The 13,315-nt window shown below is 31.9% G+C and carries 13 protein-coding genes; 6 read left to right on the top strand and 7 right to left on the bottom strand.

The features are described 5' to 3' along the window. The 3 genes from ACTTAT_RS03855 to ACTTAT_RS03845 all read right to left on the bottom strand — a co-directional run bounded on the left by ACTTAT_RS03855 (window position 1) and on the right by ACTTAT_RS03845 (window position 4,302). The gene (locus tag ACTTAT_RS03855; RefSeq protein WP_440679762.1) at window positions 1-2,007 is read right to left on the bottom strand and encodes a tripartite tricarboxylate transporter permease; all 2,007 of its coding nucleotides are present in this window, start codon (window positions 2,005-2,007) and stop codon (window positions 1-3) included. Between the two features lie 62 nt (window positions 2,008-2,069). Further along, window positions 2,070-3,200 carry an alpha/beta hydrolase gene (locus ACTTAT_RS03850; protein ID WP_440679761.1) on the bottom strand — a complete coding sequence of 377 codons (1,131 nt, stop codon included), beginning with the start codon at window positions 3,198-3,200 and terminating at the stop codon, window positions 2,070-2,072. A gap of 43 nt (window positions 3,201-3,243) precedes the next feature. Next, complete coding sequence (locus tag ACTTAT_RS03845) at window positions 3,244-4,302, bottom strand: transporter (protein WP_440679760.1); 1,059 nt, start codon at window positions 4,300-4,302, stop codon at window positions 3,244-3,246. 103 nt (window positions 4,303-4,405) lie between these two features. Here ACTTAT_RS03845 and ACTTAT_RS03840 point away from each other — a divergent pair, with 103 nt between their 5' ends. Then, complete coding sequence (locus tag ACTTAT_RS03840) at window positions 4,406-5,461, top strand: Ldh family oxidoreductase (protein ID WP_440679759.1); 1,056 nt, start codon at window positions 4,406-4,408, stop codon at window positions 5,459-5,461. Here ACTTAT_RS03840 and tcuA read toward each other — a convergent pair. Then, a complete protein-coding gene (tcuA, locus tag ACTTAT_RS03835) occupies window positions 5,458-6,927 on the bottom strand; it encodes an FAD-dependent tricarballylate dehydrogenase TcuA (RefSeq protein ID WP_440679758.1) in 1,470 nt (489 codons plus the stop codon). The genes ACTTAT_RS03840 and tcuA overlap by 4 nt on opposite strands. A gap of 83 nt (window positions 6,928-7,010) precedes the next feature. Here tcuA and msrB point away from each other — a divergent pair, with 83 nt between their 5' ends. Next, on the top strand, window positions 7,011-7,406 hold the full coding sequence (gene msrB / locus ACTTAT_RS03830) for a peptide-methionine (R)-S-oxide reductase MsrB (protein ID WP_440679757.1): 396 nt from the start codon (window positions 7,011-7,013) through the stop codon (window positions 7,404-7,406). A gap of 9 nt (window positions 7,407-7,415) precedes the next feature. On the opposite strand, the gene ACTTAT_RS03825 is transcribed toward msrB, so the two are convergent. Continuing rightward, a complete protein-coding gene (locus ACTTAT_RS03825; protein ID WP_440679756.1) occupies window positions 7,416-8,489 on the bottom strand; it encodes an isocitrate/isopropylmalate dehydrogenase family protein in 1,074 nt (357 codons plus the stop codon). Window positions 8,490-8,519: 30 nt separating this feature from the next. Between ACTTAT_RS03825 and ACTTAT_RS03820 the strand changes: the two genes are divergently transcribed. Together ACTTAT_RS03820 and ACTTAT_RS03815 are read left to right on the top strand one after the other, a co-directional pair. Continuing rightward, entirely contained in the window at window positions 8,520-8,921 is a 402-nt protein-coding gene (locus tag ACTTAT_RS03820; RefSeq protein WP_440679755.1) for a cupin domain-containing protein, read from the top strand. A gap of 42 nt (window positions 8,922-8,963) precedes the next feature. After that, entirely contained in the window at window positions 8,964-9,311 is a 348-nt protein-coding gene (locus ACTTAT_RS03815) for a PaaI family thioesterase (protein WP_440679753.1), read from the top strand. Window positions 9,312-9,313: 2 nt separating this feature from the next. On the opposite strand, the gene ACTTAT_RS03810 is transcribed toward ACTTAT_RS03815, so the two are convergent. Together ACTTAT_RS03810 and ACTTAT_RS03805 are read right to left on the bottom strand one after the other, a co-directional pair. Beyond that, the gene (locus ACTTAT_RS03810) at window positions 9,314-10,261 is read right to left on the bottom strand and encodes a D-2-hydroxyacid dehydrogenase family protein (RefSeq protein WP_440679752.1); all 948 of its coding nucleotides are present in this window, start codon (window positions 10,259-10,261) and stop codon (window positions 9,314-9,316) included. Between the two features lie 6 nt (window positions 10,262-10,267). Then, a complete protein-coding gene (locus tag ACTTAT_RS03805) occupies window positions 10,268-11,692 on the bottom strand; it encodes an MmgE/PrpD family protein (protein WP_440679751.1) in 1,425 nt (474 codons plus the stop codon). Window positions 11,693-11,794: 102 nt separating this feature from the next. Between ACTTAT_RS03805 and ACTTAT_RS03800 the strand changes: the two genes are divergently transcribed. Both ACTTAT_RS03800 and ACTTAT_RS03795 read left to right on the top strand, forming a co-directional pair. Then, the gene (locus ACTTAT_RS03800; protein WP_440679750.1) at window positions 11,795-12,472 is read left to right on the top strand and encodes an IclR family transcriptional regulator; all 678 of its coding nucleotides are present in this window, start codon (window positions 11,795-11,797) and stop codon (window positions 12,470-12,472) included. Then, complete coding sequence (locus ACTTAT_RS03795; protein ID WP_440679749.1) at window positions 12,465-13,313, top strand: isocitrate lyase/PEP mutase family protein; 849 nt, start codon at window positions 12,465-12,467, stop codon at window positions 13,311-13,313. The genes ACTTAT_RS03800 and ACTTAT_RS03795 overlap by 8 nt, the downstream gene beginning before the upstream one ends. The last annotated feature ends 2 nt before the right edge of the window (window positions 13,314-13,315 follow it).

Raw genomic sequence — 13,315 nt, 5'->3', positions numbered from 1 at the left:
TTAGTTAATTGGCCAAGGTAATTCTACAAAACTTTGAATTAATCCTGGAGGAAAATCCATCACCATAAAATGTGAAATTAACGCTAGTACAATCCATACACCAACACCTCCAATAATAGATTTTCTTACACTAACTTTTGCTATCTTAATTAAAAATATTATTACATACAATCCTATAGAAATATAAAAGCCAATAAATATTGATAACACTAAGGGTGAGATAAACCAAAATATAGGTAGCCAAAAAGGTCTAAGATCTTTTTGTTTTAAAAGAGTTTGCTCGTTATCATATAAAACTGAAGAATATTTATTTGAAAAGAACATTTGAACTGCAATGACAAATGATAAAATAAACATTATAACTGAGACAGAAACTGGATAAACCATACCTAAATATTCTAGGTTTTTAGTTGCTAAAAATGTTCCAATTGAAATTAGCATCATGAGGATAACAAAAATCCACTGCGGAGTTTTCGAAAAATTAAACGCAGTAACTTCATCACCTTTTATTTGTCTGGATTTTTTTATCACAACAACTCCTGAGTAAATTGACAATAGTGCAATAATTATCAAAACTATAAATATTGGACGAGTTATTAATTCACCAAAAGTATAAAACTGCATAGTTTGATATAAATTTGTTTCAATTCCATCACTCAAAACAAAACCAATCATTAACGCTACTCTTGAATAATCAAATCTCTTCATGAATACCGCAATAACTCCAACCATAAGAGCAAAAATTAAGTCACCCCATGATCTTGTAGAATTAAAAATAGCAAACAAAATTAAAGAAATTAAAAATGGAGCTAATAAAGTGAAATTAATTGTTGTTAGATTTGATATTGGCTTAGCCAGTGTTGCACAAATAATTGCACCAAAAATATTCGCAACAGCTAAAGACCAAATTATTGTGTAAACAAGGTCTAATTTTGTTTCAATTAACTGTATTCCAGGATCAACACCAAGCAAAATTAACCCACCCATTAATACTGCTGTTCCACCAGAGCCTGGGATTCCAAACAACAATGTAGGTATTAGAGCTCCACCTTCTTTTGAATTAGAGCTAGATTCTGGTCCTATTACACCTCTGATATCTCCTTTTCCAAAATTATCAGCATCTTTTACGGTTGTTTTAGCATGACTATAACTTATCCAATCAATGCATGAACCACCAATGCCCGGTATCATCCCAATTAAACTTCCGATAAAAGAACATCTTAAAACCAAAAATTTATTTGCTAAAAAATCTTTAAAACCTTGTGCCCATCCAGTTTTTTCTAAACTTGCTTTTTCACTGACTGGTTTATTTGTTCTTAATAATTCAACTATTTCAGGAACAGCAAAAATTGATATTGCAATTACCATCAAGTGTATTCCTCCACTTAAATATGAAACAACAGGATTATGAACATCTAAGAATGTACTCATATCCAATCTATATTCTGAAGTAGCAGGAGCAATGCCAATTGCTCCTATAATTAAACCAAGACATGCAGCCACTAATCCTTTTGCAATACTTGATCCTGTAAGGGTTCCTACAATTGAAATTCCAAATATAGCAAGCATCAGCATCTCACCAGTTCCAAATGCTAATATGATAGGTTTAGCGATTTGAATAATCATTGTTAGTAGTGTTGCCCCAAACAATCCGCCAAATAATGAAGCAAAAAAAGCTGCGGATAAAGCACGAGCTGCTTGTCCTTTTTTTGCAAGTGGAAAACCATCCATTACAGTAGCTTGCGCAGATACTGAACCTGGTACACCAATTAATACAGCGGGAAATGTATCAGAGGTAGCTACAACTGAAAGCAAACCCATCATCATTGCAATTCCAGAAATGGGTTCCATTCCAAAAACAAATGGCAGCAATAAAGATAAACCAACTGTTCCACCAAAGCCTGGTATGACACCAACAATTAATCCAATTACGACACCTAATATCAAAAAGAAAAATGATTGACCTGATAAAACTGTAACAAGTGCGCTTAAGAGAGATTCAATCATTTAATTACAAATTAGTTAATATAGATATAAACCTTATTTTAAAAATAATTCTATCAAATTTTTTATCCATAATTTTTATCGAGCCAATTCATAATAAAATTAGATACCTCATTACTATTTTTTTCATGCATCATCATATGACCATTTCCTTTTATTTTATGATCTTCTAATCTTATAAAATCATGGTTAACACCTGCTTGTTTTAAAAAATTACTGGTCCCATGGTCATATGGTGCATGATATGAAGACTCTGCTGTTAAAATTAAAATTTTGGTTTTAGATAAATTTACTAGTTTTCTTGCAGGTTCTTTTTGCAAAAAACATTGTACTAAATTATCTGGCGTTGTTTGAGTATCAATCTCTGGTATTAATTTTTCACCTTGTTTGAGTGGTGGATCATATGTTAATGCAGAATAGGTTATACCATTTGGTCTATCTGGTTCAGAACTGGTTTGATACCAGTCTTTATCAAAATCATTCTTTTTAAAAGTTTGTTTATCTAAATGGGAATGTTGGATGCCTCCATAAGAGACGTTAAAAAAAGGTGGACCGTTGGGTTCTACCGCAACACAAGCTTTTACTTGTTTGGGCCTAACATCAGCCGCAAGCCAGCAAAATGGTCCTCCTTGGCTGTGACCCAAAACTGCTGTATCGCCTATCTGATCAATTAAGTCTGACAGTGCAATTTTCGACATTTCTTCAATGTCAATTCTATCAGCCATCGTATTTACTTGTGAGGCCATGTACTGTTCAAAAACCTGGTCTCCTCTAAGGCCATTACTAGGCCACTGTGTATGTGTTTTTGCTTGTGGCCAATTTCCCTTGGTAGACATTGCTGTAAAACGTCTTTCAGCATCATCTAAATTTGTTTCTCTTTCTAAATACTTACCATATAAATTTTCTGAATAACCTGATCTTGCTCTACCTGGTTGGTCAACTATGTAAACTTCATAGCCCTTGTCTAAAAAATCATGTAACCAACCTCTTCGACCATCAGCAGTTGAAATAAATCCTGCACCTGACTGTCCACCACCATGAATTAAGATGATTTTTTTTCCATTTGTGTGTTTTGGTTTAAAGGACTCAACATACATTTGCCCTCTTTTGAAAACTTTATTATTTATTTTAAAATCAGTACCACCTACAAAAAAGATTTTATGATCTTTTAAAACAATATCAGAATTTTGACTCATAGAATTTAGAGGGGCAAATAATTGCCCCTCTAATATTTAAAAATTATTTAGTAGCTTTCCAAGCTTGTAAAAACTTGTTCGAAGCAGAGTCAATTGAAGTTGCTTTTTTAAGAGCTGGCTTCAATGCTTTTCCTGTAACTTGGTCATATTTTCCAAGTTTCTTGTTAATAATTTTCATTGCTGAAGGGTCATTAACAATATTTGCTGCTGCTTTAGTCCAAGCTTTTTTAGCTGCTCCGCTAGCTGATTTTGGCAACATAATATATTTTTGTGTTGCAAAACCTGCTGTAAATAAAGCAGTCCAAGCTTTTGCTTCTGTACCTTTAAATTTTTTTCCAGTTACTTTTTCATATACTTCTGGAAAAGAAGGTAAATCAGGGAAGTTAGGATCTCTCACAACTTTGTTTCCATCTAAAGCACCCCAAGTCATTAAAGGTACCATTTCACCTTTTCCAACAAGTGGTTTAACGTGCTTTAAATATGAAGCAGTCGTTTGATAATCAATTGTTGTTTCGCCTCTAAGAATAGCAGCTCTTCCACCTTTTCTACCTTTCATTCCGTAAACAACTTTTGTATCCATGCCAAGCATGTCAAAAGCTAAAATTGGAACAGCGTCTAGAGAAGTTTTTCCTTGAGAACCGTATACAAGTTTTGATGATTTGATTTTATTAAAATCCTTTATGATATCTTTAACTCCAGAGTCGGCTCTTACATATACAACTCCACCAGTACCACTTGCAAAAACAGGATACATATCTTTATATCTGTATCTAACTCTCTTATCTTTAAATAAGAAAGGCAATTGAACTGAACCAGAAGTTCCAAATACTACTACACCGTCTTTGTCTTTGCCGTGTTCTGCAAAGTATTTATTAGAAGCTCCGATTGCTTTTCCTTCGGTTACGTTTTTGACTACAACTGACGGATTACCAGGTAAACTTTTACTTAAGATTGGAGCTAAAGCTCTTGCCCAAGTATCAGATCCTCCACCAGCTTTAAATGGAATCCACATTGTTACTGTTTTGCCAGAATAATCTACTGCGAAAGCAGAAGAAATCATCATGACAGAAGCAACTAATGTAGCAATTATTTTATTTAACATTATTGTTTCCCCTATTAAGTTTATGTTAAGTATTATTTTTAATAATGGTGAACATTAACTAGAATACAAAATCAATTTCAACATGATAAATTAAGCATCATATATGCAACGCAATATTTTAATTAAAAGTTCCCTGCTAAAAAGTATATCCAGTAAAATTTTGAGTAGAATTGGATTAAGTTTAACACACTCTAAAGTTGTATCTGAAATGTTGGTTAGAGCAGATGAGCGAGGGGTGTGGTCTCACGGTATTGTGAGACTTCCAGTGTACGTTCAAAGATTAAATAAAAATGCCGCCAACCTAAAACCAAAATTAAAATTTAAAAAAATTTCACAAAGTGCATTTCATTTAAATGGTGATAACGGGCTAGGATTTATTTCTGCAAATGAAGGAATGAAAAAATGTATTCAGCTAGCTAAAAAAAATGGAATTGGTTTAGTAGGAATAAGCAATAGTAATCATTTTGGAATGGCTGCTAATTATTTAGAATTAGCTGCTAAAAATAATTGTATATCTTGGGTTTTTACTAATGCGTCTAAAGCGCTTCCACCTCACGGTGCTATGGCACCTTTTTTTGGAACAAGTCCATTTGCATTTGGTTGTCCTACAAAAAATAAAAATAAACCATTTATTTTAGATATGGCTTCATCATCAGTTGCAAGAGGAAAATTAAAATTTGCAGCTCAAAATAATATTAAAATTCCATATGGTTATGCTTTAGATAAATTTGGCAAACCAACTAATGATGGGCAAAAAGCATTTGAAGGTATTATGTTACCATTTGGTGGTATGAAAGGTGCGGGTTTATCTTGGATGATGGATATTGTTGCGGGTATATTTACTGGCGCTAATCATAGTGGAAAAGTTAAAAATGCAATTAATGACTTTTCTGGTCCAGCAAACGTAGGGCATCTAATGATTTGTATGCGAACAAATCTTTTTCAATCTCATAAAAATTTTATTAAAAAAATTGAATATGGAATTAAAAAAGTCAAACAACTAAAAAAAGCTAAAGGTTTTAAAAAAATTTTACATCCTGGTGAGCCAGAGTATCTTAACGAAATGCGATTAAAAAAATCAGGCATTAATTTATCTAAAGAAACTGTAATTGAATTAGAAAAACTAGTTAATCAGTATAAAATTAAGAGTCCTTTTTAAACTCTTGCCGCAGATTGGCCTGCAATCTTACCGAATACAGCTCCTGAGGTTAAACCACTTCCACCTGGATAATTAAAATAAAATATTCCACCGATCATTTCGCCTGCAGCATAAAGACCTTTAATAGGTTTCATCACTTTATTTAATACTTGGCACTTATTATTTACTCTTAAGCCACCGAATGTGAATGTAATACCACATGTAACACCGTATGCATAAAAAGGAGCTTGATCTATTTTATTAGCCCAATTTGTTTTATTTACTTTTAATCCTTCTGTACATCTTCTATCTTTAATTGTTGGATCATACTTAATATCGTCTCTAACAGATTCATTATATTCTTTGATTGTCTGTAAAGCTTTAGCGCTATTAACTCCTGAAAGTTTTTTTACTAATTCTTCAATTGTTTTAGCTTTAACCATAGTTGCAGATTTTACATCATATTCTGGATACAGCATGTGTCTGACTTTTTGATCAAAGATCTGCCAGCCAATCTGATTTGGTTGCTTTATGACCTCTCTTCCAAATTTAGCATAAGTATAATTTCTAAAATCTTCTCCCTCATCAACGAACCTTTCTCCATTTGCATTTAAAACAATCCCCCAGGGGTAACTAATTTTTCTATATTTATTACTTATTTTTAAATCACTAAACTCAGGTCCATTCATATCGTGAAATACTGCATGGCAGCCTGACCAATTTCCGTAAGGAGACGCTCCGACTTTTAAAGCCATAGTTAAACCATCTCCAGTATTATGCTTTGTTCCTCTAACTTTGGCCATTTCCCAGCCTGGTCCTAAATATCGTGTTCTCATCTCTGAACTAGACTCGAAACCACCACAAGCTAATACAACTGACTGGGCATAAATTTTTTGAGGTTTGTTTTTATATAATACTTCTACACCTTTAATTTGATTATCTTCATAAATTAAATCAGTAGCTGCTGAATCATATTGAATTTTAATCCCATTTTTTTTTGTAATTTTTAATAATGAATCTACTAATTTTTCACCTTGACCATCAACTTCTAATGTTAAGCCGCCCCAATATTTCATTACTCCATTTACTTTAAAAGACTGTCGACCTTCTATTGGTTTAAACTTCAAACCTTTTTTGCTTAACCAATGAATTGTTTCAAAACTTTTTGAGGTTAATGTTTTTGACAATACTTTATCAGTTTTACCGTCAGTTACTTTTTTCATATCTTTTAAAAAGTCACTCACCGTATATTTCCCATAATCTATACTGTTTGAATTTTTTAAACTTGGAATAATTTTTTTTAAATCTGAAAATCCATTATAAGCAAATCTATATGCTCCATTCGTATATCTACTATTTCCACCACGTTCTTTTTGTGAAGCTTTTTCTAATACTAGAATGTTTTTTGCACCATTGTCTTTTGCTGCTAACGCAGATGATAGTGCAGCATTACCTGCTCCAACGACGACGACATCATATTTGATCATGGGTGAGTATTTAATATAATTTATTTTATTTGAAAGAGAAAAATTATTTTACAATATGAAATCATTCATCTATTTTGAAATCAATGTCAGATTTTAAAAATAAAAATATTGAAGAATGGAGAAAAATTTTAGATCAAGAACAGTTTCTGATTATGCGTGAAGAGGGAACTGAACCTCCAGGTAGTAGTGAATTAAACTCTGAAAAAAGAACAGGGACTTATCATTGTGCCGGATGTGATACTTTATTGTTTGATTCTGAGAAAAAATATGAAAGCGGGAGTGGATGGCCATCTTTCTTTGAAAGTAAACCAGAGGTATTTGAAACCAAAACTGATCATCACGTAGGCTATCCTAGAACAGAGTATCATTGTGCAAAATGTGGTAGTCATCATGGGCATATATTTGATGATGGTCCAGAGCCAACTGGGAAAAGGTTTTGTAACAACGGTAAAGCGCTAAAGTTCAAGCCAAAAGATTAAAGTTAAAAATTATTTTTTTAAATTAGAAATTAATACATCTGTAAAATCAGTAGTTGATAAATTTCCACCAATATCTGATGTTCTTGTCTTTGGATTGATTATAGTTTTATCAATTGCATCTTCGATCATTTGCGCAATTTTTTTTAATTGTTGATTATTATTTTTCTTACCCAACCAGTCTAACATCATTGCAGTAGATCCAATTAATGATACTGGATTTGCAATATTTTTACCTGCAATATCAGGAGCTGATCCGTGCTGAGCTTGGGCAATACAATAATTTTCACCTGCATTTATTGACTCTGCTAAACCAAGGCCTCCAGCTATTTCAGAAGCAGCATCAGAAAGATTATCTCCAAATAAATTTGTAGCTAAAATAACATCAAAGACAGAGGGGTCTCTAATTAACATTGCAGACATCGAGTCTACAATTTGCTCTTTATACTCCACCTCTGGATATTTTTTAGAGACCTGCCTAGCGCACTCTAAAAATAAACCATCACTGTAGCGAAGTACATTTGCCTTATGGATTGCTACTAGTTTTTTCCTTCTTTCCATTGCGTACTTAAATCCAATTTCCGCAATTCTAGTTGAGCCTTTTCTAGTAATATTTCTGATGGAAATCGCTACATCAGGAGTTGGCATCAACTCTCCTACCCCTTTAAACATATTACGGTCTGAATAAAATCCCTCTGTATTTTCTCTCATCACTAAGCAATCGATACCCATTGGAAATCTTTCTAATTTTCCCAGTCTATTTTTTGCAGGTCTTACATTGGCATATAAATCAAAATATTTTCTGATTACCCCTGAAGGGTTTAAACCACCTTCTTCAGTCGGAGGATAATCATTGTGAGAACAGGTACCTAAAATCATACCGTCGCATTTTTCTGCTATTTTTAAAACTTCACTTCTAAAAGTTGTTTTGTGTTTTTTCAAAGAAGCAAAACCTATTTCTTCGTATACGAGATCAACTTTTAAATCATATAGTTTTAGTGCTGCTTGTAATACATCAACTGATGCTTTTGCAATTTCAGGACCAATTCCATCACCCTCTAGTACTAAAAATTTAAGATTACTCATTTTCAACTTTTTATATATATATTGAAAAAAATGAAACAAATTAAAGAAAAAATTTTTAAAGAACAAAAAATCAAACCCATTAAAAGGTTTGGTAGCGTAAAAACTAAAATTTTTATTAACAAAAAACAGGGATCAAAAAAAATGATTAGTGGAATAACAATAATTCCTCAAAATAAATCTATTAACTTACATTATCATAACTGTGAGGAAGCTGTGATGATCCTTGAAGGCACGGCTATAGCTGAAATTAATAAAAAAAAATATATTTTAAAAAAAGGAGAAGTTAGCTGGATACCAGCTAAAATTCCACATCGTTTCATGAATAAAAAAAAAGAGAAATTAAAAATTTATTGGACATATGCAAATGCTAATGCAACAAGAACTGATGTACTAACTGGTAAAACTAATAAAATTTTAAATGAACATAAATAATCAATGACCGAGAATTTTAGAAATATAAGTAAAGTTGGTTTCATGAAACACAATGGCGGATTAGAGTTTAGAAAAATATCAGATACTGAATTTGAGTTTACTACTACTATTAAAGAATTTCATATGAATGCTGGTGGTGTAACTCATGGTGGTTTTGTTATGTCGATGCTGGACTCAGGCATGGGTACCTCGGCACATCAAGTTATCAAAGGTAGAGCAGTGACCATTAGCTTAAATACTAATTTTATTGGAGGATCGAAAGTTGGAGATAAAATCATTGGATATGCAAAAATAAAAAAACATACTAATACACTGATCTTTATGTACGGAGAAATTAAGTGTGACGATAAACTTTTAGCTACAGCTGAAGGTATTTGGAAAAAATTATAATTTTAATTTAAAACTCTTAAAGGCTTGCCATCAATATAAGCCTGCAAATCTTCAGCCATCTGAGAATAAAATTTAGAATAATTTTCAAATGTTACATAACCAATATGCGGAGTTAAGAATGCATTTGGTAAAAACCTTAACTTATGATTTTCTGGTAATGGCTCAATTGAATAAACATCAATACCAGCACCAGCAATTTTTTCTTCCTGTAAAGCTTTAACAAGATCATCCTCATCAATTATTGGACCTCTTGAAGTATTGATTAAAAATGCTGTTTTCTTCATTTTACAAATATCATCATATTTAATTAGACCTTTGCTTCTTTCACTCAATATATAATGTATTGATATAAAGTCTGATTTCTCTAATAATTCATCTTTAGTTACTGCCAATGCACCATTCTCTTCTGCGTGAGCCATTTTTAAATTTTCACTCCAAGCTATAACTTCCATACCAAAAGCTTTTCCAATTTTAGCAACCTGACAACCTAATTTACCAAGACCAATAATTCCTAATGTTTTTCCTTTTAATTCTACACCCAAGGTAGTCTGCCAATATCCTTGATACATATTCTCTGTTTCCTGTCTTAAATTTCTAGCCAAACCTAATATTAATGACCAAGTTAATTCTGCAGTTGGATTTTTGTTTCCATCGGTCCCTGAAACTATTATGCCTTTTGATTTCGCATATTCCATATCAATCGCTAAATTTCTCATACCGCTTGTTGCAATAAATTTTAAATTTGGACAGCCATCAATAAGTTTTTTTGTTATTGGCGTTCTCTCTCTCATTATCAAGAGAGCTTCAAAATCATTTAAGTTTTCTATTGCCTGATCTTCATTTTCGAAAGGCTGAGTAAAAACTTTTATATTGCAGGAATTGTTTAAACTTGACCAATCAGCGAGTTGCTCAGCAACCCCCTGATAGTCGTCAAGTATAGCAACTTTCATTAAAAGTTATTTTGATAAAAGTTTACTTAATTTAGATATATCTTTTAATTTTTCTAAATGTCTTACCGTTTCAATGATAGCTTTTGATTTTTTAGTAGACCATTTAGCAAATTCACAACATCCTAAGAATTTATCTGCTACTTCATCATAAGACATTGGGATCATTGGACTTCCTTTTCCAAAATCACCTCTACCAGATATTTTCTTTCCATTTTTAAGATAAATATCAATAATAGTTGTCATCTTGTCATAACCAGCAGCCTCAGCAACTTTATTTTTATAGAAATTAATTTTTCTTAGCATTTTCTGAACATCTGGCTTATTAATTCTTTTATCTTGATATTCAGGTATGTAAGCTCTTCTTTGAACCAATAAAATTGCCATAGAATATTCCATACTAAATTTTGCTTGGAACTCATTAGTTGGTCTATGGTGGATTAATGCATTTTGCATGTTATGATTTGTACCCACATCAACTTTAACGACGTCTTGTGGTTTGATGTCATGCTTTAAAATTAGTTCTAACATTTTTGTCATTCCAGGGTGTGTTAAAGATCCACATGGATGCGGTTTAATTGAAATACCTGGTTTAGAAAAAGTCCAAGGTCTACCTAACTGACCTTTGATCGAATTTAAATTATATCCACCACCATGAGCTTGGAAGAAACCTCTTGGTGACTCTAAAATTTTATCGGTTGCAGACCATCCATATCCAACTAAATCACAAGCAACAACTCCACTCTCTGCTGCTCTTCCAGCGTGAAGTGGTTTTGTCATTGTACCAAAGTTTTCTCTTAGTCCTGCACTTAATGATGCAGCAATTGCTAATGATCTTTGTATTTGATCAACATTATATCCTCTAATTTTTGCTGCTGCAGCTGCAGAAGCCAAAGTTCCACATGTTGCAGTCGAGTGAAAACCATGCTGATAATGTCTAGGTGACATTGCTTCTGAAACTTTACATTCAACATCAACTCCAATTAAATAAGCATTTAAAAAGTCTTTACCGTTAATTTTTTTTAATTCACCTTCTGCAAAAGCACTTGGTAAACATGGTGCTGTCGGGTGAGTAAGTAAGCCGTAAACTCTATCTTTTTGTACTGCAAGTTGCGTATCATCATAATCATCTGAGTGAATTCCAGTACCATTAGCTAAAGCTGCAAAACGTGAAGTAACTTTCATCTTAGAACCAATTACTGTTGCTCTACCTTTTGCTGAATTCTGTTTAATATGCTTAAATAAGTAATCTCCAGTCCTTGCGACTGAACCTGATAATGCTAGACCGAAGCCGTCTAAAATATGTTTTTTTGCTAACTCAACAACATTTTTTGGTATTGAGTTGTATTTATTTTTTTTAACAAACTCTGCTACATATTTAGTTAAGTTTTTACCTTTATCTGATTTAATATTTGGTGTGTAAGCTTTGCCCATCTTAATCTCCCCTATTTTTATAAAAAATATAGTTCTGCAAAAAAAATATAGATTGTCAACAAATTTTATAATATAAAATGATGTTTCACATTGTAAAACATTATGAGTACCATAAAAGTATTAGATAAAGCTTTCCAAATTTTAAATTCATTCGATGATGCAAATAAAAGTATTTCTTTAAAAGAATTAACAGTGATCACTCAATTAAATAAATCAACAATATTAAGAATATGCAGTTCTTTAATAAAGCATAATTTCCTGATTAAAAATGAAATTAATGGAAGTTACCGCTTAGGTCCTGGAAGTTGGAAACTTGGTTCAATTTACAATTCAAATTTTAAAATTGGAAATGAAATAAAAGAAATTTTAAGCGAAATTTGTGAAGCTACAGGTCAGTCAGCAGGTTATTGGGTAAAAGCTGGAAATAAAAAAGTATGCCTATATCGAGTGAATTCTAAATCTGAGTTAAATCATTATGTCGTAGAAGGTACGACATTTGAATTAAAGTCAGCAACTGGAAAAGTTTTATTAGCTTATACTGAAGACAATTCAGAACTAAAAAATCAAATAGATAAAAAAGGCTATATTTTTACTACAGGTGAGAGACTAGACAATATTGCTAGTGTAGCTGTACCTGTTTTTGATAAAAAAGAGAATTTCAAAGGAACAATAAGTGTATCTGGATGGAAACAATTTTTTACTAACAGGTCAGTACCAAAGTACTATAAAATACTATCAAGCTACCGCAATAAATTAAAAGAATTATTATCAAATGAATAAAAAAACTTTACTCTTAAGGAAGTATTTAAAAGATAAAAAAACCTATCATCTTCCAACTTGTCATGATCCTTTATCTGCAAAATTAATTCAGAGTAAAGGTTTTAAAATTTCGTTTATTGGAGGTTTCGCTTTGTCCTCTGCAAGTTTGGGTTTTCCTGATGCTAGTTTAATTACTCAAAAAGAATTAGTTGATGCGACTAGAAAAATTTGTAGTCATACAAAATTACCAATAATTGTAGATGCAGATACTGGATTTGGCGGTCTTGCTAACGTCTATAGAACTGTAAAAGATTTAGAAGATGCAGGAGCTTCAGCACTAGTGTTAGAGGATCAAATTTTTCCAAAAAGATGTGCGTTAACTGATCATGTTAAACTATTAAACCTTAAAGAAGCAAAGGAAAGAATTAAAATTGCAGTTAAAGCTGCAAAAGAAAATAAAAATATCCTAGTTGTTGCAAGAACAGATGCTTTGACTGCAGGTTCGCTTGATGAGACTATTACAAGAGCTTTGCATTTTAAAAAGCTAGGCGCAGATTGTATTTTTATTACCGGCATTAACTCAATAAAACAATTAAACACGATAAACAAAAAAATAAAAAATATACCTTTAATGCTTAACATTACTCAAAATGTAAAATTTACTTTAAACGATGTTAGTAAAAATAAATTTAAATTTGCTTTATTTTCTCAACAAATATTAAATGGATATATAGACTCAACTAAACAAACTTTAGATTTGATTAAAAAAAATATAATTCCTAAATATAAAAATAAAGCAAGTGATACCTTGAATTTATTAGATTTTAAAAAATATATAAAAATTGAAGAAGGAAACAAATAAAC

The sequence above is a fragment of the Candidatus Pelagibacter sp. HIMB1517 genome (assembly GCF_052047895.1).
Classification (GTDB): domain Bacteria; phylum Pseudomonadota; class Alphaproteobacteria; order Pelagibacterales; family Pelagibacteraceae; genus HIMB114.
This window is presented reverse-complemented; position numbering and strand designations above follow the sequence as displayed.

Excerpts from the sequence above, each read along its gene's own strand:
- ACTTAT_RS03825 (WP_440679756.1), bottom strand. The coding sequence starts at position 8,489 with ATGAGTAATCTTAAATTTTTAGTACTAGAGGGTGATGGAATTGGTCCT.
- ACTTAT_RS03840 (WP_440679759.1), top strand. The coding sequence starts at position 4,406 with ATGCAACGCAATATTTTAATTAAAAGTTCCCTGCTAAAAAGTATATCC.
- ACTTAT_RS03815 (WP_440679753.1), top strand. The coding sequence starts at position 8,964 with ATGAAACACAATGGCGGATTAGAGTTTAGAAAAATATCAGATACTGAA.
- tcuA (WP_440679758.1), bottom strand. The coding sequence starts at position 6,927 with ATGATCAAATATGATGTCGTCGTCGTTGGAGCAGGTAATGCTGCACTA.
- ACTTAT_RS03855 (WP_440679762.1), bottom strand. The coding sequence starts at position 2,007 with ATGATTGAATCTCTCTTAAGCGCACTTGTTACAGTTTTATCAGGTCAA.
- ACTTAT_RS03810 (WP_440679752.1), bottom strand. The coding sequence starts at position 10,261 with ATGAAAGTTGCTATACTTGACGACTATCAGGGGGTTGCTGAGCAACTC.
- ACTTAT_RS03795 (WP_440679749.1), top strand. The coding sequence starts at position 12,465 with ATGAATAAAAAAACTTTACTCTTAAGGAAGTATTTAAAAGATAAAAAA.
- ACTTAT_RS03850 (WP_440679761.1), bottom strand. The coding sequence starts at position 3,200 with ATGAGTCAAAATTCTGATATTGTTTTAAAAGATCATAAAATCTTTTTT.
- ACTTAT_RS03845 (WP_440679760.1), bottom strand. The coding sequence starts at position 4,302 with ATGTTAAATAAAATAATTGCTACATTAGTTGCTTCTGTCATGATGATT.
- ACTTAT_RS03805 (WP_440679751.1), bottom strand. The coding sequence starts at position 11,692 with ATGGGCAAAGCTTACACACCAAATATTAAATCAGATAAAGGTAAAAAC.
- ACTTAT_RS03820 (WP_440679755.1), top strand. The coding sequence starts at position 8,520 with ATGAAACAAATTAAAGAAAAAATTTTTAAAGAACAAAAAATCAAACCC.
- ACTTAT_RS03800 (WP_440679750.1), top strand. The coding sequence starts at position 11,795 with ATGAGTACCATAAAAGTATTAGATAAAGCTTTCCAAATTTTAAATTCA.
- msrB (WP_440679757.1), top strand. The coding sequence starts at position 7,011 with ATGTCAGATTTTAAAAATAAAAATATTGAAGAATGGAGAAAAATTTTA.